16 protein-coding genes and 1 pseudogene are annotated in these 25,462 nt (G+C 44.2%); 11 read left to right on the forward strand and 6 right to left on the reverse strand.

What is annotated here, in order from left to right:
- From KQP79_RS15890 to rodA, 10 genes and pseudogenes are all read left to right on the forward strand, one after another.
- Nucleotides 1–2,343, forward strand: coding sequence for a BamA/TamA family outer membrane protein (locus KQP79_RS15890; RefSeq protein ID WP_061448207.1), 2,343 nt, complete (start codon nucleotides 1–3; stop codon nucleotides 2,341–2,343).
- Between the two features lie 524 nt (nucleotides 2,344–2,867).
- Nucleotides 2,868–3,778 (forward strand): annotated as a pseudogene (locus KQP79_RS15895) (nucleotidyltransferase family protein).
- A 142-nt stretch (nucleotides 3,779–3,920) separates the two neighbouring features.
- Entirely contained in the window at nucleotides 3,921–5,876 is a 1,956-nt protein-coding gene (locus KQP79_RS15900; protein WP_004314402.1) for an ABC-F family ATP-binding cassette domain-containing protein, read from the forward strand.
- Nucleotides 5,877–6,085: 209 nt separating this feature from the next.
- Complete coding sequence (locus tag KQP79_RS15905) at nucleotides 6,086–8,122, forward strand: M13 family metallopeptidase (RefSeq protein WP_061448208.1); 2,037 nt, start codon at nucleotides 6,086–6,088, stop codon at nucleotides 8,120–8,122.
- A 151-nt stretch (nucleotides 8,123–8,273) separates the two neighbouring features.
- On the forward strand, nucleotides 8,274–9,797 hold the full coding sequence (purH, locus tag KQP79_RS15910) for a bifunctional phosphoribosylaminoimidazolecarboxamide formyltransferase/IMP cyclohydrolase (protein ID WP_004310431.1): 1,524 nt from the start codon (nucleotides 8,274–8,276) through the stop codon (nucleotides 9,795–9,797).
- A gap of 95 nt (nucleotides 9,798–9,892) precedes the next feature.
- Nucleotides 9,893–10,915, forward strand: a complete 1,023-nt coding sequence (locus KQP79_RS15915; protein ID WP_004299941.1) for a rod shape-determining protein — start codon at nucleotides 9,893–9,895, stop codon at nucleotides 10,913–10,915.
- A gap of 7 nt (nucleotides 10,916–10,922) precedes the next feature.
- Nucleotides 10,923–11,768 carry a rod shape-determining protein MreC gene (gene mreC, locus KQP79_RS15920; protein ID WP_061448209.1) on the forward strand — a complete coding sequence of 282 codons (846 nt, stop codon included), beginning with the start codon at nucleotides 10,923–10,925 and terminating at the stop codon, nucleotides 11,766–11,768.
- The gene (gene mreD, locus KQP79_RS15925) at nucleotides 11,765–12,262 is read left to right on the forward strand and encodes a rod shape-determining protein MreD (RefSeq protein ID WP_004314401.1); all 498 of its coding nucleotides are present in this window, start codon (nucleotides 11,765–11,767) and stop codon (nucleotides 12,260–12,262) included. The genes mreC and mreD overlap by 4 nt, the downstream gene beginning before the upstream one ends.
- A 2-nt stretch (nucleotides 12,263–12,264) precedes the next feature.
- Nucleotides 12,265–14,127 (forward strand): penicillin-binding protein 2, encoded by a 1,863-nt coding sequence (mrdA, locus tag KQP79_RS15930; RefSeq protein ID WP_004324644.1) that lies wholly within the window; start codon nucleotides 12,265–12,267, stop codon nucleotides 14,125–14,127.
- Nucleotides 14,108–15,565, forward strand: coding sequence for a rod shape-determining protein RodA (gene rodA, locus KQP79_RS15935; RefSeq protein ID WP_264386540.1), 1,458 nt, complete (start codon nucleotides 14,108–14,110; stop codon nucleotides 15,563–15,565). The genes mrdA and rodA overlap by 20 nt, the downstream gene beginning before the upstream one ends.
- A gap of 2 nt (nucleotides 15,566–15,567) precedes the next feature.
- Here rodA and gldH read toward each other — a convergent pair whose 3' ends face one another.
- From gldH to KQP79_RS15965, 6 genes are all read right to left on the reverse strand, one after another.
- Nucleotides 15,568–16,041 carry a gliding motility lipoprotein GldH gene (gldH, locus tag KQP79_RS15940; protein ID WP_061448211.1) on the reverse strand — a complete coding sequence of 158 codons (474 nt, stop codon included), beginning with the start codon at nucleotides 16,039–16,041 and terminating at the stop codon, nucleotides 15,568–15,570.
- Nucleotides 16,019–17,488 carry a stage 0 sporulation family protein gene (locus KQP79_RS15945; RefSeq protein WP_061448212.1) on the reverse strand — a complete coding sequence of 490 codons (1,470 nt, stop codon included), beginning with the start codon at nucleotides 17,486–17,488 and terminating at the stop codon, nucleotides 16,019–16,021. Before KQP79_RS15945 ends, gldH begins: the two co-directional genes overlap by 23 nt.
- A gap of 15 nt (nucleotides 17,489–17,503) precedes the next feature.
- Entirely contained in the window at nucleotides 17,504–18,628 is a 1,125-nt protein-coding gene (locus KQP79_RS15950; protein ID WP_004304908.1) for an ATP-binding protein, read from the reverse strand.
- A 1-nt stretch (nucleotide 18,629) separates the two neighbouring features.
- Entirely contained in the window at nucleotides 18,630–19,583 is a 954-nt protein-coding gene (metF, locus tag KQP79_RS15955; protein ID WP_061448213.1) for a methylenetetrahydrofolate reductase [NAD(P)H], read from the reverse strand.
- A gap of 186 nt (nucleotides 19,584–19,769) precedes the next feature.
- Nucleotides 19,770–20,282: a ferritin-like domain-containing protein gene (locus KQP79_RS15960; RefSeq protein WP_004304906.1), complete on the reverse strand. Its 513-nt coding sequence runs from the start codon at nucleotides 20,280–20,282 to the stop codon at nucleotides 19,770–19,772.
- A 245-nt stretch (nucleotides 20,283–20,527) separates the two neighbouring features.
- Nucleotides 20,528–22,624 (reverse strand): BT4734/BF3469 family protein, encoded by a 2,097-nt coding sequence (locus KQP79_RS15965; RefSeq protein ID WP_008776372.1) that lies wholly within the window; start codon nucleotides 22,622–22,624, stop codon nucleotides 20,528–20,530.
- 643 nt (nucleotides 22,625–23,267) lie between these two features.
- Between KQP79_RS15965 and KQP79_RS15970 the strand changes: the two genes are divergently transcribed.
- Entirely contained in the window at nucleotides 23,268–24,821 is a 1,554-nt protein-coding gene (locus tag KQP79_RS15970) for an ATP-binding protein (protein WP_004304903.1), read from the forward strand.
- The last annotated feature ends 641 nt before the right edge of the window (nucleotides 24,822–25,462 follow it).

The raw sequence follows: 25,462 nt of genomic DNA on the forward strand, positions 1-25,462 counted from the left end.
ATGAAAGGTATATATAGTAACATATTAATAAGTTGCCTGATGGGTATCATCTTATTCTCGGGTTGTTCGGTGACAAAGCATCTGCCCGAAGGGGAGGTACTTTATACAGGAGGAAAAACTGTCATACAGAATAAATCGACAACATCGGTAGGAGGGACAGCTCTGACAGAGATTGAGGCGGCCCTTGATAAAACTCCCAGTACGAAGATGTTGGGAGGGCTTCTGCCTATTCCTTTTAAGATGTGGATGTACAATGACTTTGTGAAATATAAAAAAGGATTTGGAAAGTGGATGTTCAACCGTCTGGCTGCTAACCCTCCGGTATTTATTTCCACTGTCAATCCGGAGGTCCGCATCAAGGTGGCTACAAACTTGCTCCGTGATTATGGTTACTTCAATGGGAAAGTGACTTATGAAACATTGGTCGATAAGAAAGACAGCCTGAAAGCAAGTATTCTTTATACGGTAGACATGAAGAATCCTTATTTTATAGATACGGTTTATTATCAGCGTTTCACTCCCCAAACGTTGCGCATTATGGAACGGGGACGTCGAATGTCTTATATAAGTCCCGGCGAGCAGTTTAACGTGGTCGATCTGGATGAAGAGCGTACCCGTATCAGTACGCTGTTGCGTAACCGGGGATATTTTTACTTCCGTCCCGATTATATGACTTATCAGGCAGATACAACATTGGTTCCCGGTGGACATATCAGCCTTCGTCTGATTCCCGTTCCGGGATTACCCGCTGCGGCACAACGTCCTTACTATGTAGGAGATGCTTCTGTTTACCTGTTTGGCAAGAATGGTGAGGCGCCCAATGACAGCATGATGTATAAGAATCTGAATATACATTATTATAAGAAATTGCAGGTACGTCCGAATATGCTTTATCGTTGGTTGAACTATCAACAGTTTGTGCGGAATGCACAGATGCGGGCTTCCAATCGCACTCGTCTTTACAGTCAGTATCGACAGGAGCAGGTGCAGGAGAAACTTAGCCAGTTGGGAATCTTCAGTTATCTGGATTTACAATATGCTCCGAAAGATACGACAGCCGTTTGTGATACGCTGAACGTAACCATGCAGGCCACGTTTGCTAAGCCGCTGGACGCCGAACTGGAATTGAATGTCGTAACCAAAAGTAACGACCAAACCGGTCCCGGGGCATCATTCGGCGTCACCCGGAACAATGTATTCGGAGGTGGCGAGAGCTGGAACGTGAAGCTGAAAGGCTCTTATGAATGGCAAACCGGCGGAGGAGAAAAAAGCTCTTTAATGAACAGCTGGGAGATGGGAGTTTCTACTTCTCTGACTTTCCCGCGCGTGGTTTTCCCGCATTGGGGGAAAAGGGAGTTTGACTTCCCAGCTACCACTACATTCCGTTTATACATCGACCAGTTGAACCGTGCCAGGTATTATAAACTATTGTCATTCGGCGGAAATGCTACCTACGATTTCCAACCGACACGTACAAGCCGGCATAGTATCACCCCTTTCAAACTGACATTCAACGTCCTGCAACACCAATCGGAAGAGTTCAGGGAAATTGCCGATGCTAATCCTGCATTATATATCAGTTTGAAAGACCAGTTTATTCCTGCTATGGAATATACCTATACCTATGATAATGCTTCCGCACGCGGTATTAAAAATCCGATTTGGTGGCAATCGACTGTAACCTCTGCCGGTAACCTGACCTCGGTGATTTACCGTGCTTTCGGTCAGTCTTTCAGCAAAGAGGACAAACGTTTGCTGAACGTCCCTTTCGCGCAGTTTGTGAAACTGAATACGGAATTTCGCCATTTGTGGAATATGGACAAGAATAATAAGATTGCTTCCCGTGTAGCTTTGGGTGCTCTCTTCGCCTACGGTAATGCAACGATAGCCCCTTACAGCGAACAATTCTATGTGGGTGGTGCCAACAGCATCCGCGCTTTTACGGTACGTAGCATCGGCCCGGGCGGATACCATCCGGCAGAAAGCCGCTACTCTTACCTCGACCAGACGGGTACTTTCCGTTTTGAGGCAAATGTAGAATATCGTTTCCGTATCTTTAAGAGCATTTGGGGAGCCACTTTCCTGGATGCAGGAAACGTCTGGTTGATGCGCAAGGATGAGGCCCGTCCCAATTCACAACTCGAACTGAAAACATTCCCGAAACAGATCGCTTTGGGCACCGGTGTCGGTATTCGTTATGATATGGATATTCTTGTGTTCCGTCTTGATTTCGGTATTCCTTTGCATCTGCCTTACGATACAGAACGAAGCGGATATTACAATGTCACAGGATCCTTTATGAAAAATCTGGGAATACATTTTGCTATCGGTTATCCCTTCTAACGTTCTTTCTTTGTCTTGAAACAAAGAAAGAACCAAAGAAAATTCAAGGCTGCGTTTTTCCGGCTACTCCGGTGTTCTCTCCGGCTAAAGGGCAGAAACTCGCTTCGCTCAAACAGTCTGCCCTTTTTAACGCTGGAGAAAACGCCTGCGCTTAACGCCGGAAAAACGAGGCCGATCCCCTTTCGGCGTGTTTGCTGCATAGGTTAATGAATTACCGGATTTCTTGATTTGTCATTGATGTACTTTTGATTCTGCATGGGTTTACATGCCGAAAGGTTTTCCGACCTACTTTTTTCTCCGTTAAGCGAACACCCGTAACGAAGCGTTAAAAAGGGCAGATTGTTTGAGCGAAGCGAGTTTCTGCCCTTTAGCGTAGTGAAGGGTGTGAGTAGGAGAAAAAAGTCAGTCTTGAATTTTTCTTTGTTTCTTTCTTTTGTTTCAAGACAAAAGAAAGAAAGTTTTTGTAAATTTGCAACGAAATCTGATGCCGTTGACATCACTAACCTTTTAATATTACACAATTTATGAAACCAACTTTATTCTTATTGGCAGCCGGTATGGGTAGCCGTTATGGAGGCTTGAAGCAATTAGACGGACTGGGTCCTAATGGCGAAACTATTATGGATTACTCAATCTATGATGCTATCAATGCCGGATTTGGCAAACTTGTATTTGTAATCCGCAAAGATTTTGAACAAGATTTCCGTGATAAAATTATTTCCAAATACGAAGGTCACATTCCTTGCGAACTGGTATTTCAGTCAATTGACGATCTTCCGGAAGGCTTTACTTGCCCGGCAGACCGTACCAAACCTTGGGGTACTAACCATGCAGTAATGATGGGTGCTGATGTGATTAAAGAACCGTTTGCAGTGATCAACTGCGATGACTTCTATGGTCGTGATTCTTTCCAGGTAATGGGCAAATTCCTTTCTGCTCTTCCTGAAAATTCAAAGAACGTTTATTCAATGGTAGGTTTTCGTGTAGGAAATACATTGAGCGAAAGCGGTACGGTATCTCGTGGTATCTGTAGTACAGATGCTAAAGGATTGTTGACATCTGTAGTAGAACGTACGAAGATTCAACGTCTGGACGGTGAAGTGAAATATATCGGTGATGATGGCGAATGGACGGCTACTCCCGACACGACTCCGGTAAGTATGAACTTCTGGGGATTCACTCCTGATTACTTCGCTTACAGCCAGGAATTCTTCAAGACTTTCCTTAGCGATCCGAAGAATATGGAAAACCTGAAGAGCGAGTTCTTCATCCCATTGATGGTAGATAAATTGATTAATGACGGAACTGCCACTGTTGAAGTACTGGATACTACCAGCAAGTGGTTCGGCGTCACTTATCCGGAAGACCGTCNAGCGTAGTAGACAAGATTCAGGCATTGGTAGATGCCGGTGAATATCCTGCTAAGTTGTTCTAAAGAAGAGCCATTGATTAAGATAAAGAGCAGTCATTCATAAGAATGACTGCTTTTTTTGTTTTTCATAACGTATCATACTAAGTAGTATCTAATAAATATTCAGTATCTTTGCAGTCCAAAATGTTATAAATCAGAAGCAGAAGTGATTTCAGTAGAAGGATTATCAGTAGAATTTAATGCGACGCCGCTTTTTGAGGACGTCAGCTATGTAATTAATAAGAAAGACCGCATTGCGCTGGTCGGCAAAAATGGTGCCGGCAAATCAACCATGCTGAAGATATTGGCAGGTTTGCAGTCACCGACACGCGGAGTGGTAGCTACTCCGAAAGATGTAACCATCGGATATTTGCCACAGGTCATGATTCTTTCCGACAACCGGACGGTGATGGGAGAGGCAGAACTGGCATTCGAACATATATTTGAGCTTCAGGCGAAGTTGGAACGGATGAATCAGGAACTGGCGGAACGGACAGACTATGATTCGGAAGAATATCATCAGTTGATAGACCGTTTCACGCATGAAAACGACCGCTTCCTGATGATGGGCGGTACGAACTTTCAGGCGGAAATCGAACGGACACTTCTTGGATTGGGATTCAGCCGGGAAGATTTTGAACGCCCTACTTCGGAGTTTTCCGGTGGATGGCGTATGCGTATCGAATTGGCAAAACTGCTTTTACGACGCCCGGACGTGCTTTTGCTCGATGAGCCGACCAATCACCTTGATATTGAAAGTATCCAATGGTTGGAAAACTTTTTGTCTACACGTGCCAATGCAGTCGTATTAGTCAGCCATGACCGTGCTTTCCTGAATAACGTAACTACCCGCACCATCGAAATTACTTGCGGTCAGATTTACGACTACAAAGTGAAGTACGATGAATTTGTAGTCTTGCGTAAAGAACGCCGTGAGCAACAGCTCCGTGCTTACGAAAATCAGCAGAAACAAATACAAGATACGGAAGATTTTATTGAACGCTTCCGTTATAAAGCAACGAAGGCCGTACAGGTACAAAGCCGTATCAAGCAACTGGAAAAGATAGACCGCATCGAAGTGGACGAGGAAGATAATTCCGCCTTGCGTTTAAAATTCCCTCCAGCCAGTCGTAGCGGAAACTATCCTGTGATTTGCGAAGATGTGCGCAAAGCGTATGGCAGCCATGTCGTTTTCCATGATGTCAACCTGACTATCAACAGGGGAGAGAAAGTGGCTTTCGTCGGAAAGAACGGAGAGGGTAAGTCTACCTTGGTGAAATGTATCATGGACGAAATTGATTTCGAAGGCAAACTAACGATCGGACATAATGTACAAATCGGTTATTTTGCGCAGAACCAGGCACAAATGTTGGATGAGAACCTGACTGTATTCGATACGATTGACCGAGTAGCGACAGGAGATATCCGTCTGAAGATACGTGATATACTGGGAGCTTTCATGTTTGGAGGCGAAGCTTCGGATAAAAAGGTGAAAGTCCTTTCCGGAGGAGAACGTACGCGATTGGCGATGATTAAACTTCTGCTGGAACCCGTAAATCTACTGATTCTGGACGAACCGACCAATCATTTGGATATGCGTTCGAAAGATGTTTTGAAGGAAGCTATCCGCGAATTTGACGGAACAGTGATTCTTGTCAGCCACGACCGTGATTTTCTGGATGGACTTGCGACTAAAGTATATGAGTTTGGCGGTGGACTTGTAAAAGAACACCTTGGAGGTATCTATGAATTCTTGCAAAAGAAAAAGATAGATAGCTTGAACGAGCTTCAGAAAGGAGCGGGATTGTCGGCTTCTCCCACGGCTTCAGCTAAAGGTAATGAACCTGAAACCGTTCAGCCTTCGGAGAATAAGCTCTCTTACGAAGCCCAGAAAGAACTTAATAAGAAGATTAAGAAACTCGAACGCCAAGTGGCGGACTGCGAAGCCTCAATAGAGGAAACCGAATCCGCGATTGCTATCGTAGAAGCGAAGATGGCAACTCCCGAAGGAGCTTCGGATATGCAGCTCTATGAACGGCATCAAAAACTGAAGCAACAGTTGGATGGCATTGTTGAAGAGTGGGAACGGGTTTCGATGGAACTGGAAGAAACGAAAAATTAGAACAAAATGCATATTTCCGGGCACTATGTGAGAGAAACGTTATACCTCGGTAGAAGGTATTCCTGGCGGGTATCTGTTTCTCGGTGTCGAAACAGGTGTTTCTCGTTGAGGAACGAGGCGTTCCTCGGTGTCGGTCACCTTCTTCCTCGGTGCCGGACTGCGGGTAGGATGATTGTTGATTAGAGAGACTATTTAATTATTTATACAATATGAAAGTAACCAAGTATTTACCAATTCTTGCCGTATGCCTTATGACAACAGGATGTAACAGTAAGAAAGAGGCCGTGCTGACGTCCGGTATCGACCTTGCTAATCTGGATACCACGGCTATGCCGGGTACAAGTTTTTATCAATATGCCTGTGGAGGTTGGGTGAAAGATCATCCGCTGACAGACGAGTATTCACGTTTCGGTACATTCGACATGTTGCGCGAAAACAGTCGTGAACAACTGAAAGCATTGATTGCCGAATTGGCAGCGAAGAAAGATAACGCACCGGGCAGTGCTGCGCAGAAAGTAGGCGATCTTTATAATATCGCAATGGATAGCGTGAAGCTGAACCAGGAAGGTGTAGCTCCGATCAAAGCAGAACTGGCAGCCATTGACGCTCTCAAGGATAAAGGAGAAATCTATGCATATATCGCCGAGAGCCAGAAGAAAGGCATCCGTCCTTACTTCACCATGTTCGTAAGTGCAGATGATATGAACAGTTCCATGAATATCGTACAGACCTATCAAGGTGGTATCGGAATGGGACAGCGTGACTATTATCTGGAGAATGACGAGCAGACTAAAAATATCCGTAATAAATATCAGGAACATATCGCCAAAATGTTCCAGTTGGCAGGTTATGATGAGGCTACTGCACAGAAAGCTGTGAAAGCAGTGATGAACATCGAAACTCGCCTGGCGAAAGCGGCTCGTTCACAAGTGGAATTGCGTGATCCTCATGCTAATTATAACAAGATGGATAGGGCGACGCTGAAAAAGAACTTCCCGACTTTTGACTGGGATACTTATTTCACCGTTTCCGGTTTGAAAGATTTGGAAGAAGTGAACGTAGGTCAGCCTGCTGCCATGAAGGAAGTAGCCGATGTGATAAACACCGTATCACTGGACGATCAGAAACTGTATCTTCAATGGGGATTGATAGATGCTGCCGCTTCTTATCTAAGCGATGATTTTGAAGCACAGAACTTCGATTTCTACAGCAGAACAATGTCTGGAAAGAAAGAAATGCAACCTCGCTGGAAACGTTCCGTGAGCACCGTAGATGGCGTTCTTGGCGAAGTGGTAGGACAGATGTATGTAGAGAAGTACTTCCCGGCTGCTGCCAAAGAACGTATGGTTACACTGGTGAAGAACCTGCAAACTTCTTTGGGAGAACGTATCAAAGGTTTGGAATGGATGAGTGAACCGACCAAGGAAAAAGCGTTGGAGAAACTGGCAACCTTCCATGTAAAAATAGGTTATCCTGATAAATGGAAAGATTACTCCGCACTGGAGATCAAAGATGATTCTTACTGGGCAAATATCGAGCGTGCCAACGAATGGGATTACAACGAAATGATTGCCAAAGCCGGCAAACCGGTAGACAAGGATGAATGGTTGATGACTCCTCAAACAGTGAACGCTTATTATAACCCGACTACCAATGAAATCTGCTTCCCGGCAGCTATCCTGCAACCTCCGTTCTTCGATATGAATGCGGACGATGCTATGAACTACGGTGCAATCGGCGTGGTAATCGGCCATGAGATGACTCATGGATTTGACGATCAGGGACGTCAATATGACAAAGACGGAAACCTGAAAGACTGGTGGACAGAAGAAGATGCTAAAAAGTTCGAAGAACGGGCACGGGTGATGGTTAACTTCTTTGACAGCATCGAAGTAGCTCCGGGCGTACACGCAAACGGTAGCCTGACACTTGGAGAGAACATTGCCGACCACGGAGGTTTGCAAGTTTCTTTCCAGGCATTCAAGAATGCAACAGAAGCCGCACCGCTGGAAATTGTTGACGGATTTACTCCGGAACAACGTTTCTTCCTGGCTTACGCTAATGTGTGGGCAGGAAATATCCGTCCGGAAGAAATTCTCCGATTAACCAAACTTGATCCTCACTCATTAGGCAAATGGCGTGTGGACGGTGCTCTTCCTCATATCCAGAATTGGTATGAAGCATTCAAAATCACCGAACAGGATTCGATGTTCGTACCTAAAGAAAAACGAGTATCTATTTGGTAATAGTTTTTGAATAGAGAACATATATGCGAAGAGGCGTTGATTTTCCGTTGAGGAGAGTCAACGCTTTTTTTTATTAATTCACACCTTATTTATTACGTACGATAAACAATATTTCGTAACTTTGCACACCAAATACTTAATAAGCAATTCAATGTCAGAGTCTAAAAGAATAAAAACTGCATTGGTATCTGTATACCATAAAGAAGGTTTGGATGAAATTATTACCAAACTTCATGAAGAGGGAGTAGAGTTTTTGTCGACAGGCGGAACTCGTCAGTTTATTGAATCATTGGGATATCCTTGTAAGGCAGTGGAAGATTTGACCACTTATCCTTCTATTCTCGGTGGTAGAGTAAAGACATTACATCCGAAAATTTTCGGAGGTATTCTTTGTCGTCGCGGTCTGGAACAGGATATGCAACAGATTGAGAAATATGAAATTCCCGAGATAGATCTGGTTATTGTTGATTTGTATCCGTTCGAAGCTACTGTAGCTTCCGGTGCATCTGAAGCAGACATTATTGAAAAAATCGATATAGGCGGAATCTCACTGATTCGTGCCGCAGCCAAGAACTATAACGATGTAATCATCGTAGCTTCTCAAGCTCAATACAAACCATTATTGGATATGTTGATGGAGCACGGCGCTACTTCTTCACTCGAAGAACGTCGCTGGATGGCTAAAGAAGCATTTGCCGTTTCTTCTCACTACGATTCGGCTATTTTCAACTATTTCGATGCCGGCGAAGGTTCTGCTTTCCGTTGCTCTGTTAATAGCCAGAAGCAACTTCGTTACGGTGAGAACCCACATCAGAAAGGTTATTTCTACGGAAATCTGGAAGCAATGTTCGACCAGATTCACGGAAAAGAAATCTCTTATAACAATCTTCTCGACATCAACGCAGCCGTTGACCTGATCGACGAATTCGATGACCTCACTTTCGCTATCCTGAAACACAACAACGCTTGCGGATTAGCTTCCCGTGCTACAGTTTTGGAAGCTTGGAAAGACGCATTGGCCGGTGATCCGGTTTCTGCTTTCGGAGGTGTATTGATTACGAATGGTGTCATCGACAAAGAAGCTGCAGAAGAAATCAACAAGATTTTCTTCGAAGTGATTATCGCGCCGGATTATGATGTGGATGCACTCGAAATCCTGGGACAGAAAAAGAACCGCATCATCCTCGTTCGTAAGGAAGCTAAATTGCCTAAGAAACAATTCCGCGCTTTGCTGAATGGCGTATTGGTGCAGGATAAAGATACTAATATTGAAACGGTAGCCGACCTGAAAACTGTGACAGACAAAGCTCCTACTCCGGAAGAAGTGGAAGATATGTTGTTTGCCAACAAAATTGTAAAGAACAGCAAATCCAACGCCATCGTATTGGCAAAGGATAAACAACTTCTTGCAAGCGGTGTAGGACAGACTTCACGTGTAGACGCATTGAAACAAGCAATTGAAAAAGCCAAATCATTCGGCTTCGACCTGAATGGTGCAGTAATGGCTTCCGATGCCTTCTTCCCGTTCCCCGACTGTGTGGAAATTGCAGATAAAGAAGGTATTACGGCTGTTATCCAACCGGGAGGTTCGGTAAAAGACGATTTATCATTTGCTTATTGCAATGAGCACGGTATGGCGATGGTGACTACCGGTATCCGTCATTTTAAACACTAATATTAATGAAGAATGAAGAACTAATAATGAAGAATGACTGCACGTGACAGCATCCTCATTCTTAATTCTTCATTCTTAATTCTTCATTTAAAAATATGGGATTATTTTCTTTTACACAAGAGATAGCAATGGACTTGGGCACAGCCAATACTATCATCATCACGAACGGAAAAATCGTGGTGGATGAGCCTTCGGTTGTAGCTCTGGATCGCCGTACAGAAAAGATGATTGCCGTGGGGGAAAAGGCGAAGTTGATGCATGAAAAAACCCACGAAAACATACGTACCATCCGTCCGTTGAGAGACGGAGTGATTGCCGACTTCTATGCTTGCGAGCAGATGATGCGCGGTTTGATAAAGCAGGTGAATACTCGCAACCATTTGTTTTCACCTTCTCTTCGCATGGTGATTGGCGTTCCTTCGGGAAGTACGGAAGTTGAACTCCGTGCTGTCCGTGACTCTGCGGAACATGCCGGCGGTCGTGATGTTTATTTGATTTTCGAACCGATGGCTGCGGCAATCGGTATCGGCATCGACGTGGAAGCTCCGGAAGGAAACATGATTGTCGATATAGGTGGTGGATCTACGGAAATTGCTGTTATCTCTTTGGGAGGTATCGTTTCCAACAACTCCATCCGCACAGCCGGTGATGACCTGACAGAGGATATTCGCGAATATATGAGCCGTCAGCACAATGTGAAAGTCAGCGAGCGTATGGCAGAACGTATCAAAATCAATGTAGGTGCTGCTTTAACCGAACTGGGTGATGATGCTCCGGAAGATTATATCGTTCACGGGCCGAACCGTATCACAGCTCTTCCGATGGAGGTGCCTGTATGCTACCAGGAAGTAGCCCACTGTCTGGAGAAATCAATTTCAAAGATCGAAACTGCTATCTTGAGTGCATTGGAAAATACACCTCCTGAACTGTATGCTGATATTGTGCACAATGGTATCTATCTCTCCGGAGGTGGTGCATTGCTTCGTGGACTGGATAAGAGATTGACCGATAAGATCAACATACCTTTCCATATTGCGGAAGATCCTTTGCATGCAGTTGCCAAAGGTACAGGAGTGGCATTGAAGAACGTAGACCGTTTCTCTTTCTTAATGAGATAAACCGGGGATGAGGAATTTATTAAACTTCCTTCTGAAATACAATTACTGGTTCCTCTTCATCTTATTGGAGGTAGCCAGTTTTGTTTTGTTATTTCGGTTCAACCGTTATCAACAGAGTGCATTCTTCACTTCTGCCAATACGGTTGTGGGGGCGGTTTATGAAGTTTCGGGAGGGATTTCCTCTTATTTTCATCTGAAATCGGTCAATGAAGATCTGCTGGACCGGAACATGGTGCTCGAACAACAGATTACTAATCTGGAGAAAGCATTAAAAGAGCGTCAGCTCGATTCTATGACCATCAACAGCATCCGGCAGGTGCCGCAAGCGGATTATCAGTTGTTTAAAGCGCATGTGATAAAGAACAGTTTGAATCTGGTTGATAATTATATCACGCTCGATAAAGGTTCCTCTTCCGGTATTCGCTCCGAAATGGGAGTGGTGGATGGTAATGGGATTGTAGGGATTGTTTATGAAACCTCTCCTTCCTACTCGGTGGTGATTTCGGTACTGAACAGCAAGTCGAATATCAGTTGCAAGATTATCGGCAGTGATTATTTCGGCTACCTGAAATGGGAACATGGAGATTCGCGCTATGCTTATCTGAAAGACTTGCCTCGTCATGCAGAGTTTAATTTGGGAGATACAGTCGTTACCAGTGGTTTCTCCACCGTCTTTCCCGAAGGTATAATGGTGGGGACGGTAGATGATATGTCCGACTCTAATGACGGACTTTCCTATCTGTTGAAAATCAAGCTGGCTACTGATTTCGGTAAGTTGAGTGACGTTCGGGTGGTAGCCCGGACAGGTCAGGAAGAACAGAAGAAACTTGAAAATAAGGTGATGAAAGAATGATTATTACTTATATACATAGAATCGGATGGTTTATCGGCTTGGTACTTCTTCAGGTGCTAATCCTTAATAGTGTACATATTGCCGGCTATGCTACTCCTTTTCTCTATATCTATTTTATTCTGAAATTCAGCTCCGGCACTTCCCGGAATGAACTGATGTTGTGGGCTTTTTTCTTCGGGCTGACCATTGATATATTCTCCGATACTCCGGGAATGAATGCGGCGGCTACTGTGCTGCTAGCCTTTCTTCGTCCCTCTTTACTTCGTCTGTTCACGCCCCGTGATAATCCGGATAGCTTTATTCCCTCTTTTAAGACGATGGGAATCAGTCCTTTCTTAAAATATACCACTGCAAGTGTTTTTGTGCACAGTCTGGCATTACTCTCCATTGAGTTCTTCTCATTTACCAGCATTTGGCTGTTACTGTTGCGAGTGCTTCTTTGCACTATTCTGACTGTAACCTGTATCATAGCTATAGAAGGGATTAAGAAGTAACGATGGCAAAAGATTATATCTTAGAGAAGCGTAAATTTGTAATCGGAGGCATTGCTATCTCCATTGTTTTGATTTATCTGATACGTCTTTTTGTATTGCAGATCACGACCGATGACTACAAGAAGAATGCTGACAGTAACGCTTTTCTGAATAAGATCCAATACCCCTCGCGTGGCGCTATTTATGACCGGACCGGTAAACTGTTGGTATTCAACCAGCCGGCATACGACATAACGATCGTGCCAAAGGAAATAGAGAATCTGGACACACTCGATTTATGCCAATCGCTGAATATCACCCGTGCGCAGTTTCTCAAAATAATGAGCGACATGAAAGACCGTCGCCGCAATCCGGGGTATTCCCGCTATACCAACCAGTTGTTTATGTCGCAACTTTCGGCGGAAGAATGTGGTGTCTTTCAGGAAAAGCTGTTTAAGTTTCGTGGCTTTTATATTCAACGGCGTACCATCCGTCAATATTCGTACAATGCTGCCGCCCATGCTTTGGGAGATATCGGAGAAGTCTCCGCAAAAGAAATGGAAGCGGATGAAGAAGGATACTACATCCGTGGGGATTATGTCGGCAAGTTAGGAGTCGAGAAATCGTATGAAAAGTATCTGCGTGGCGAGAAAGGAATTGAGATTCTGCTTCGCGATGCGCACGGTCGTATCCAGGGACATTATATGGATGGTGAATATGACCGTCCTTCCGTTCCCGGCAAGAACCTGACATTGAGTTTGGATATTGACTTACAGATGCTGGGCGAACGTTTATTAAAGAATAAGATTGGAAGCATTGTGGCTATTGAACCGGAGACCGGAGAAATCCTTTGTCTGGTATCCTCTCCCAATTATGACCCGCATTTGATGATTGGGCGCCAGCGTGGCAAGAACCATCTGGCCTTGCAACGTGATATGACCAAACCGCTTTTGAATCGTGCCCTGATGGGAGTGTATCCTCCGGGATCTACGTTCAAAACAGCGCAAGGACTGACGTTTCTGCAAGAAGGAATCATCACCGAACAAAGTCCGGCATTCCCTTGCTCACATGGATTCCATTACGGAAGATTGACAGTAGGCTGTCATGCTCACGGATCTCCCTTGCCATTGATTCCGGCTATTGCTACATCGTGCAACTCCTATTTCTGTTGGGGATTGTTCCGTATGTTTGGCGATCGTAAATACGGTTCGCCACAAAACGCCATTACGGTCTGGAAAGACCACATGGTTTCGCAAGGATTTGGCTACAAACTGGGAGTTGATTTGCCGGGAGAGAAACGGGGCTTGATTCCGAATGCGCAGTTCTACGATAAAGCCTATCGCGGACATTGGAACGGACTGACAGTAATCAGTATCTCTATCGGACAGGGGGAAATTCTATCCACTCCCCTTCAGATTGCTAACTTGGGAGCAACGATTGCTAACAGAGGATACTTTGTGACACCGCATATTGTAAAGGAAATCCAAGATAATCAGTTGGACAGCATCTATCGCGTACCACGTTATACCACTATTGAGAAAAGACATTATGAATCAGTCGTAGAAGGGATGCGTGGCGCAGCCACCGGAGGAACTTGCCGTATGCTGTCAGTGATGGTTCCGGATTTGGAAGCCTGTGGAAAAACGGGTACTGCGCAGAACCGCGGACACGACCACTCGGTATTTATGGGCTTTGCGCCGATGAACAAACCGAAGATAGCTATTGCCGTCTATGTAGAGAACGGCGGATGGGGTGCTACTTACGGAGTTCCTTTCGGCGCACTGATGATGGAACAGTATTTGAAAGGCAAGCTCTCGCCGGAGAACGAGTTGAGGGCGGAAGAATTTAGTAACAGAGTGATATTATATGGTAACGAGGAGCGATAGTTTGTGGAAAACGCTGGACTGGGTAACGATTTTTATTTACCTGCTCCTGATTGTTGGCGGATGGTTTAGCGTCTGCGGAGCCAGCTATGACTATGGCGAACGCGACTTCCTCGACTTCTCGACCCGTGCCGGCAAGCAGTTTGTATGGATTATCTGTTCCTTCGGACTCGGATTCGTGCTGTTGATGCTGGAAGACCGTATGTATGATATGTTCGCGTACATTATATATGTGGGGATGATTCTCTTGCTCATTGTTACCATCTTCATAGCGCCGGACACCAAAGGATCACGCTCCTGGCTTGTCATGGGGCCTGTGAGCCTGCAACCCGCCGAGTTTGCCAAGTTCGCTACGGCTTTGGCGTTGGCCAAATACATGAATTCTTATTCATTCAGTATCAAGAAAGAAAAGTGTGCCTTTATCCTGGGATTCATCATTCTTCTCCCGATGTTATTGATTATCGGGCAGCGGGAGACAGGGTCTGCATTGGTTTATCTTGCTTTTTTTCTGGTGCTTTATCGTGAAGGAATGCCGGGAGTAGTGCTTTTTGCGGGCGTATGTGCGGTAATCTACTTTGTGGTCGGCATTCGTTTTGATGAAGTCTTTATCGCCGATACTCCTACACCACTGGGAGAATTTATCGTATTACTATTGATCTTATTATTTGCCGGTGGTATGGTGTGGGTATATCGTAAGAAATGGTCTGCTACCCGCAATATCATTGGTGGAAGTTTGGCTATATTACTGATTGCTTATTTAATATCCGAATATTGGGTGCATTTTAGCCTCGTTTGGGTGCAATGGACGCTTTGTATTGTGGTGATAGGCTATCTGATTTATTTGGCATTAAGTGAGCGGCAGCGTACTTATTTCCTGATTGCCCTGTTTACAATCGGTTCTGTCGGCTTCCTGTATTCCAGCAATTATGTATTTGATAATGTGCTCGAACCTCACCAGCAAGTCCGTATCAAAGTAGTGCTCGGTTTGGAAGAAGATTTGACCGGTGCCGGATACAACGTGAATCAGTCCAAGATTGCCATCGGTTCCGGTGGGTTGACAGGAAAAGGGTTCCTGAATGGTACGCAAACAAAATTAAAGTACGTGCCCGAACAGGATACCGACTTTATATTCTGTATAGTGGGTGAGGAACAAGGATTTGTCGGTTCGGCTGCTGTCTTGTTGGCTTTCCTGATTTTGATCTTACGATTAATCTTCCTGTCCGAGCGGCAGACTTCCAACTTTGGGCGGGTTTATGGATATTCGGTCGTCAGTATTTTCCTTTTCCACTTATTTATTAATATCGGTATGGTACTGGGGTTAACTCCGGTTATCGGTATTCCATTGCCTTTCTTCAGCTATGGAGGTTCTTCTTTATGGGGATTTACGATATTGCTGTTTATCTTCCTGCGTATTGATGCAGGACGTGGCAGAAGACTTTAATCTTACTGCTTCTCAATACGGATACCTACATCGCTCAATCCTTGTAACTTTTCATCTTTCATTCCGCTCATAATTTTAATAGTATAATTTGCAGGATGTAAAGGGCGAACAGATGTAATAAAAGTTTCCGATTGGTAAATGCTTCCCCATCCGTGTCCCGTCCATCTTCCGGTAGAGTCAGCCAGGCAGAAAGCAATGGTATCAGTGCGCCATACCGTAGAATCCTGTAGATTCTGACTGATAAATAAATGGAGGTCATGATAAGGATATTCGATACTGTTGCGGACTTCCGCAAAAAACCGGAGAGTAGTGGGAACGCTGTCAGTTATGGGAATCTGAAAAGAGAGTGTATCACTCTTTCCCCATCCCTTGTTGGGAAGGGATTGATAAGAGTGATACACCGTATGTTCATTGCAGGCTGTCAGTAAGCAAGCGCTGAATAGACTCAATATACTATTCTTGAGTAGGCTTTTCATTAGTTGACTGTTTCTCCTGATTCTGATTTCTTTCCGGTCTGGAAGGACGCTCGTGGTTGGGACGACGTTCTTGACGTTCCTGTCCTTGCTGTTCGCGTTGACGGTCTTGTTGTTGCGGACGTTCCTGATTCGACCGTTCCTGTCCTTGTGGACGTTCCTGATTTGATCCTCTTTCCGGACGTCTGTTTTCGTTGTTCCGTCCCTGGTTCTGTCCTCTGTTCCGGTTGTTGTTATTGTTATTTCTCGGGCGGTTTTCATTTTCCCGTTGAGGTTGTTGCGGACGATTGCCGCCTTCTGCTTGCTGTTGCGGGCGGTTTCCGTTATTATTGTTTCCTTTCTTCTTCTTTTTATTATTCCGGTTAGCATTATTGCCGCCCTCTTTATTATTCCGGCTGCGGTCGAAACGGGTAACACTTTCCTGTTCCAGCAAGTCAACAGGTTTTCTCGGTTCCGGTTTCTTTTCTTCTTCGAGCAAGCTGTCCGGTTTCATCCCTTTCTTATTCATGGAGATTACTTCAAACGCACGTTTGCCGCTGATGGTGACCAGGTTGGCAGGGAAGTTTTTATCCGTAGAATAAGAAACCTGATTGCTTAGAATATCTGCTTTGAAGAAATAGAAAGTACCATCCTTCGTTTCCAGTTCTATCTCTCTCGAAGGGAGACGTTTTTGAGCTTCCACGTAACAGTCCACCTCATAATTCAGGCAGCATTTTAGCTTGGCACATTGTCCGGCAAGTTTCTGCGGATTTAATGAGATGTCCTGAAAACGGGCTGCACTGGTAGAAACAGAGACGAAGCTCGTCATCCACGTAGCGCAGCAAAGTTCGCGTCCGCAAGGGCCGATACCGCCGATGCGTCCTGCTTCCTGACGGGCACCGATTTGTTTCATTTCGATACGTACGCGGAATGCTTCGGCCAATACTTTAATCAGTTGCCGGAAGTCTACCCGCTCATCGGCGATATAGTAGAAAATAGCTTTGTTACCATCCCCCTGATACTCCACATCTCCAATTTTCATATCCAGATTGAGATTCAACGCAATCTGACGCGCACGAATCATCGTAGCGTGTTCTTTGGCTTTGGCTTCGTTGAACTTTTCCATATCTACCGGCTTGGCTTTCCGATAGACACGCTTGATTTCCGCATCTGCTTTGAAGTTTGCTTTCTTCATTTGCAGGGGAACGAGTCGGCCGGTCAATGTAACCACGCCGATGTCATGGCCGGGAGCCGCTTCAACGGCAACTACATCTCCTTTTTCCAGTTTAATCTTGTTGCTGTTTCGAAAATATCCCTTCCGGGTATTTTTGAATTGCACTTCCACCATGTCACTCTCTTCCGCATTGCCCGGAATGTCCGCCAGCCAATCGTAGGTGTTCAGCTTTTTATCTTGTCGGGAGCATCCTTTGCAGCAAAGGCCACCGCTTCCATTATGAAGTTTATATTCCATAAGTTTATATATTTATTATTGCTTCAACAGTACAATCATCTTCAGCGAGAAGTCGAAGAATACCATTTTAGCATTTACATTCTGTTCTATATGTAGTTGCGCTTCGCTTAATTCGTCCATGATACCCATCACATTCCGTTCGTTGACAAAAGGCGCAAAGCGGGTTGCAAAATTCTGTTCATTAATCGTCATATACGTCAAATTGCGCTGGTGCAAGTTGAAGATAAAATTCTCCCGAATCATGCGCTGGCAATATTCCAGGAAGTTCTTCTGACGTTCACGTCCCATGCCCGCCACTTGCTCGCTCCACATTTTCATCTCCCTGATTTTCCGTTGGTAAGACAACCGCATCAGGCTGACAAACAAGTCAAAAAACAACTGGTTCTCTTCATTCAGATGAATTGTTTCGAGTGCCTTGATAAAATTCCCGTTTGCCAGATGGGCAATGGAAATACTGTCGGCAGGCAAAATGTTATATTTCGTCTGTAATACCCGGTCGATGCTGGCTTCATCAATCTTCCGTACATTCATGCGCTGGGTACGGCTTAGGATAGTAGGCAGAATCATATCCGGCGCTTCCGATACCAATAAGAAAACCGTTTTTTCGGGCGGTTCCTCAAGCAACTTCAGCAGTTTGTTGGCACATACCGGATGCATTTTTTCCGGCAGCCATACAATCGTAATCTTAAATCCCCCTTCACTGGATTTCAAACTAAGTTTTTTCAGAATCTCGTCACTCTCTTTGGCATAGATCAATGCTTGTGAGTTCTCCGCATCCATCTCTCCTAACCAGTGATTGAGATTAAAGTAAGGATGATTGATAACAAACGGTCGCCAGTCGGCTATATAATCATCGCAGACTTCCTTTTTCCCCTTTGCGCTTTTCACGATAGGGAATACGAAATGTACGTCGGGATGCACCAATTTATTGAATTTCACGCAGGACGGACATGTTCCGCAGGCATCAGTCTCCCCCCGATTAGTGCAACTGATGTAACGTGCGTATGCAATAGCCAACGGCATTTTCCCGACCCCTTCCGGTCCGCAAATAAGCTGGGCATGTGGAATACGCCCCTCATTCACTTCCTGAATGAGCCGTTGCTTGATTTCTTCTTGTCCGATTACGTCTCTGAAAAACATATCAATAAATGATTTTGGCTACTTCTTTGATACTGTCTACTGCTCCGATAGAGTAGAAATGAATACTTGGTACTCCATGAGCCATCAACTCCTTGCACTGGGCTACACACCATTCGATACCTACTTGCTCGGCTTCCACGTCATTCTTGCATTTCAAAGCCTCTTTCACTAAGTCTTCCGGCAAGTCCACTTTGAAAGTCTTTGGAATCATGCTCAATTGAGACAGTTTCTTGAACGGTTTGATTCCCGGAATGATAGGTATATTGATACCTGCCGCCTTCGCCTGCTCCACAAATTCAAAATATTTCCTGTTATCGTAGAACAACTGTGTCACGGCATATTCCGCCCCGTTCTCCACTTTTTTCTTCAGCCAGTAAAGGTCAGTCTCGATATTAGGCGCTTCTTCGTGCTTCTCCGGATAACAAGCCACCCCGTAAGAAAATGGCGTACTGCTGACTTTCATCTCCGAACCATCCACAAAAATACCTTTATTGAAATTATTGATTTGCTCCTGCAACTCGATAGCATGATGATAACCGTCACCTTCCGGTGTAAATACCGACTCATGTTTCGCTTTGTCACCACGCAACACCAGTAATTCCGTGATATTCAGAAATTGCAGGTCGAGCAACACATACTCGGTTTCTTCACGTGTGAATCCGCTGCACAAAATATGCGGGACTACCGTAATATTGTATTTGTTCTGGATGGCGGCAGCCACGGCAACCGTTCCCGGACGTCTTCTCAAGCGGTTTCTCTGAAACAATCCGTTACCGAGGTCTTTATACACATATTCGCTGCGGTGAGTAGTGATATTGATATATTTCGGGTCAAATTCCCGAAGCGTATCGATTGTTTGATATAACTTTTCTATTCCCGTTCCTTTCAGCGGTGGAAGTATCTCGAAAGAAAAAGCAGTTTTCTTGTTGCTATGTATTAAATCAATTACTTTCATTCTTTTTTTGCTAATGTTCGTTATCTACTTGGATTAAACGTGCATATTGGGACAAAAATACGAAAAAAGAAAGATTTCTTCTTGATTTACTCTAAAATAGTTTTGTTTTTATTGTACTATAATAGATAAAAGAGGGAATATCCCCTGCAGGATACACCCTCTTTTGCCTAATTATTATATTAGAATTTACTTGTCGAGGAATGATTTCTTCATTCTGGCGATGTCCGTCAGATAATCTTGTAAATCCTGTTCATGTTCTTCCTCTTCGGCAAGAATATGTTTGGCGATGTCGCAGGTAGTGAAATCTTTCCCATTGGTAAAATCTGCAATTTCCTGATAACGAAGGATTGCGCAGCGTTCGGAAGCTACATTGTCTTTCAGCAAACTGACAGAGTCGAACCCCTGCGGAGCATCATATTTGCATCTTGCCAACTCAAACCATTGCTTAGGGTCGAGCACCGGAACTCCTTCCAACTCAATGATACGGTCAGCGAGCAGTTGCGCATGTCTGCGCTCTTCTTCGGCATGTTCCTCAAATTCACCCTGTACATCGGCACGCATGGCACCTTCCACTACTAATGCACCTACCCAATATTGATAGTATGCCAACCATTCTTCAGCTAATGCTGCGTTCAACTGTGCGATTAAACTTTCTACATCTAGTTTCCCTTGTAGAATTTTTACACTTTCTCTAGCCATAATTTTTATGTTTAGGTTACTATGTTTAAGTTGTCTATGTAACAGGCAGGGGAGATTTTTGTTTATGGCTCATTGAGAATTTAACAGAAAGATAGCTTTACCTACACATAAGTTTGTAAAGTGCTGTTTTATCTGCCACCTGCAACGAAATTGAATTATCTTATTGAGAATAACTGTATTACAGCGTTGCAGATACCTGTTGCAGATACGTTGCAGATGTAGTATCTGCAACGTATCTGTTGGTCTTATAAAACTCGTACAACATGGTAGACAGTACCTCTGTGTACACGTTTCGATGGGATTTCGTGTTTACGGAGAACTCGCCCGAACACACTTACCCGCTTGTTTGATAACGGTATGGCACTGTTTTTCTTTATATCTTCCAAAATCTCCGCCGGTGAGAGCCATTCGCCATCCTCTTTCTCTTTGGCCGGACGGAAATAACGGTAAAATAACTGTTCTTCGAGTGAAACTTGCTCAAATTCACGGTTGCTTTTGGTCATAATCTGTTCTTCGGACTGGTCGAACCAGTAACGTTCGCCATGATCGAGCTCATACATGGCCTGCGTGTAAAGCTGTTCATAATCTATCGCCTTGTTTGTATCTATCGTTCCGGTTACTTCGATACAGATAAAGCGGCGGCTGCCCGTAGGGTCGGTCAGCAAGTCTTTTTGGTTGCTCGTCGCGATGAATGAAGCATAACGGCGCATTTCAAGCACGGCGTTTCCATAAGGTTTGCGCATATTTACAATCGGTTTTTGCAGGATATGTTTCAGGTATCCTTGTTGGGTGGCGCTGATCTGGTCGAACTCGTCAATGTTGATGAGCGCAAAACGATTGAGATACAATTCGGCATCCGCCTTTCGTGAGAAATCGATGCTGTCCGTATAGTATGCACGCATGGCGGGCGGGATGAGGCTGCGGCAGAATGTCGATTTACGGCAACCTTGCGGGCCTACCAGCAGGGGCGAAACATTATTCGCATATTTCTTATCTGTCCCACGCCAGTGCATGACCATGTTGAGAAACCAGCGGTGAAACAAGTCTACCCAATGCTTGTTTTCGCAGGGAACGGTTTGCGCCAGTCTGCGGATACGGTCTTTGCCGTCCCAGATGGGAAGATGGTAGAGGAAATCTTCCAACGGATTGAATACGGGGATGCGGTTGGAGTAGATGTATCGGCTTATGTCCCTGTCCCATAGCGGAATCCCTTCGGCCTGCGCATCTAGTGCGATACTGTTCAGCACCCGTTTGTTGATAGGATTGAAGTAGAAATGGAATGAGTTCCGTTCGCGGTATTCCACTTCTCCCACTTGGGTGTTGTAACGGAATTCGTAGCGCCTGTTCATAAACTCCTCTGTCTGGAGTGACAGGTACTGTTCTTTCCCTAAGCTGCTCTTCTTTCCGAACCCTTTTTGTTCTTCATATACATTCTTAATCAGCTGGCGGATGAGCACCTCTTGCCGGCGCAGGTAATAGTGGAAAATAGTACGTTTCACCGTTTCCTCTTCGGGAATGCCCGAATGGAAGCAGTTGACAGCCAGTTGTGTCACCATAGCCTGAAAGTCTTCCCCTCTTTCGGGTGCACCTTCATCTTCCGCTTCGTAGATTTCTTCATGGGTCTTTCTCAAAGCTGCTTCGAAAAGCATAAATACAGCGCGCTCCGTGTCATATCCCGGTACGGCCCGTGTCAACGGTGACTTTTCCGAGCGTACTGCTTCCCGATAGGTCAGTTCTTCGGGCATCCCTGACGGTTGCGACAGATAAAACGGAACGGAATCCGGTCTGTACATAAGTTCCGGGTCGTATGACAGCCGTGAGTACTGTTCCAGACTAGGCTCTTTGGGTAAAATGCTGAACGGGATTTGCGGCTGATAGCATTTAACGGCCAAACGATAGGCATGTGCGTGAAATATCTCCGCTTCTTCTCTTTTCTGTGGAAGCGAATTGTCTGGGCGGGTAAATTTCGCCCATATTTTTACTGTCCGTCCGCTCGAACCGGTAAAAACACAGTGAGTCTGCGGCTGTTCCCATGCTAATTGTTTTACCAATGTAATCTCCGGGCCGCCTGACAACGGTCCGACGGTCAGTTCTACTATTCCGTTATAACTTTTCATTTGTTTTCCACCTTCGGCCCTGCGGAATTCCGCAGCCGGAAGAATCTTCGGTAGCTTGTCTGCTTCGTAGCAGCGTGAGTCGGGCAGGGAATATCGCAACACTTCTCTGAAGGCGGACACAGGCCGTGTCTTTGTTTCTGTCCGTGTTTTTCCTATCCACGTTTCCATATCCATTGTAGTCAGCGCAGTAGTTTTGTCCTTGTCTCTTAATTGAGTAATTTTCATCTTTTGTTTTGTTAATAATATTCTGCTAAGTTAGTCATATTTGTCCGCTCTTGCAAATAAACATGGATATTTTATCTGTTTATCCTTTTTATCCGTACATTTGTAGAATTTAATAACAATAAAACCGATAAACAGCAATGAAAGAACCATTCGATTATTCCATCGTTCCTTATACTTTCGGCTACGGTTTCGCTGTCGTTTCTCTATATGGAAACTCCAGTGTCTCTAGCGGGAAACGCTAGTATCTCTGGCTGGAAACGCTCGTTTCCATGCGCGGAAACTGTAGTTTCCCGCCTGGGAACCGGAGTTCTGACGCTGGAAACGAGCGCTTCAATGATAGGAAAATAAACTTTGATGCTTGGTGTGCAATATTTCTTCTTACCGCTGTGTTGCAGATACTTTATCTGCAACGTATCTGCAACGGTATCTGCAACGCTATAATTGTTTATCAGTCAGTTTATTATTTCGATTTTGTTGCAGGTGGCAGATGTTTTTTTATTTTTCAAACTTTATTGTAGGGAAAATTAGAGGTAATAGTGGCTTGAGGAAAAGAATCTTTTAACCTTGCGTGAGAAGGAGTTCTATTAAAAATATATATCTTTGCAAGACAGGTGACTGGCGTTAATTTATAAAAGCAGAGATTATGAGCAATAAAATTTATCCTATCGGCATTCAGAATTTTGAAAAGATTCGTAATGACGGTTATTTCTATATTGATAAAACGGCATTAATGTATCAAATGGTCAAGACCGGAAGTTATTACTTCTTGAGTCGTCCGCGCCGTTTTGGAAAGAGTCTGCTCATTTCTACCTTGGAGGCTTATTTCCAAGGGAAAAAGGAACTGTTTGAAGGATTGGCTGTGGAAAAGTTGGAAAAGGATTGGATAAAGCATCCTATACTGCATCTCGACCTTAATATTGAGAAGTATGACACGCCGGAAAGTCTGGATAAAATATTGAATGATAATCTTGAATATTGGGAAAGCCAATACGGCACCCGTCCGTCTGAAACATCCTTTTCCCTGCGCTTTGCCGGTATCATTCAGCGTGCTTGCGAAAAGACGGGGCAACGTGTAGTTATTCTGGTAGATGAGTATGACAAACCTATGCTGCAAGCCATCGGCAATGAAGAACTTCAAAAGCAATTCCGAAATACCCTGAAGCCATTTTATGGCGCTTTGAAAACGAAGGACGGGTATATAAAGTTCGCTCTACTCACCGGCGTGACAAAGTTTGGCAAAGTCAGTGTATTCAGTGACTTGAATAATCTGGATGATATTTCAATGTGGAATGAGTATGTCGAAATTTGTGGTGTCAGCGAGCGTGAAATCCATGAAAATCTGGAAGCGGAACTACATGAATTTGCAGCAGCACGTGGAATAACGTATGATAAACTCTGTGAAGATTTGAGAGAGTGTTATGATGGCTATCATTTTACGCACAATTCAATCGGCATGTACAACCCGTTCAGTTTGCTGAACGCTTTCAAGCGTAAAGAGTTTGGTAGTTATTGGTTTGAAACGGGTACGCCTACCTATTTGGTGAAATTGCTAAAAAAACATCATTATGACCTGGAGCGGATGGCACATGAAGAGACCGATGTCCAAGTGTTGAACAGTATAGATTCTGAATCCACCAATCCCATCCCGGTAATTTATCAGAGTGGATATCTCACCATCAAGGGGTATGATGAAGAATTTGGAATGTATCGCTTGGGTTTCCCCAATCGCGAAGTGGAAGAAGGTTTTATCCGCTTCCTGCTTCCTTTTTATGCGAACGTAAACAAGGTCGAGTCGCCTTTTGAGATTCAGAAGTTTGTCCGTGAAGTGCGTTCCGGTGATTATAACTCTTTCTTCCGCCGCCTGCAAAGTTTCTTTGCAGACACTACTTACGAAGTGATTCGGGATCAGGAACTACATTACGAAAATGTTCTTTTTATCGTTTTTAAACTGCTAGGCTTCTACACCAAGGTAGAGTATCATACGAGTGAAGGGCGCATTGATCTTGTCTTGCAGACTGATAAATTTATTTATATAATGGAATTTAAACTGAATGGCACAGCAGAAGAGGCTTTGCAACAGATTAACGATAAGCATTATGCTTTACCTTTCGAGACGGATGGGCGAAAACTTTTTAAAATAGGAGTAAATTTTAGCGCAGAAACTCGTAATATCGAAAAGTGGATCGTGGAATCTTGAATGTATATAGAATTTCTGTTAGGTATAGGAAAATAGAACTTACATTTGGGTATACTATATAATAATGTATAGGTGTTCCATATAAGGATGTGTCTATCTGAAAAAATATACTCTATGACATCGTTATCAATCAATGAGTTACAAAAAAGTTTCAAGAAAGAACCGAAAAATAGTCAGATATATTTGGATGTTATTGATAAGTTATCTACTTTTGCACCCGCTTTGCTAGAGAGACAGAGCCTAATGATTGACATTCTGTTACAAGATTAAGGCATCAGAAAATAAAAACAAAAAAACTTCGAAAAAAGTTTGGAGGTTATCTGAAAAAGTCCTTATCTTTGCATCCGCTTTCGCAAAGAAAGCAGGCGCGGCGGAAGCCACGTTAGTTCTTTGAAATATTGATAAACAATACAAGTAGTACAAGTAAAAAATAGAACCGTCAATACTTGTCTTATTCAGTAGTGATACAATTAAGACTAATAGGTATTTGAATAAGGTCAATAAATTTACGGCGTCCTGAACAGAGCAAAAAGATCATCCTAATGGATGATAAAAAATACTTTTACAATGAAGAGTTTGATCCTGGCTCAGGATGAACGCTAGCTACAGGCTTAACACATGCAAGTCGAGGGGCAGCATTT

The sequence above is a fragment of the Bacteroides sp. DH3716P genome (genome assembly GCF_025914115.1).
Classification (GTDB): Bacteria; Bacteroidota; Bacteroidia; order Bacteroidales; family Bacteroidaceae; genus Bacteroides; species Bacteroides ovatus.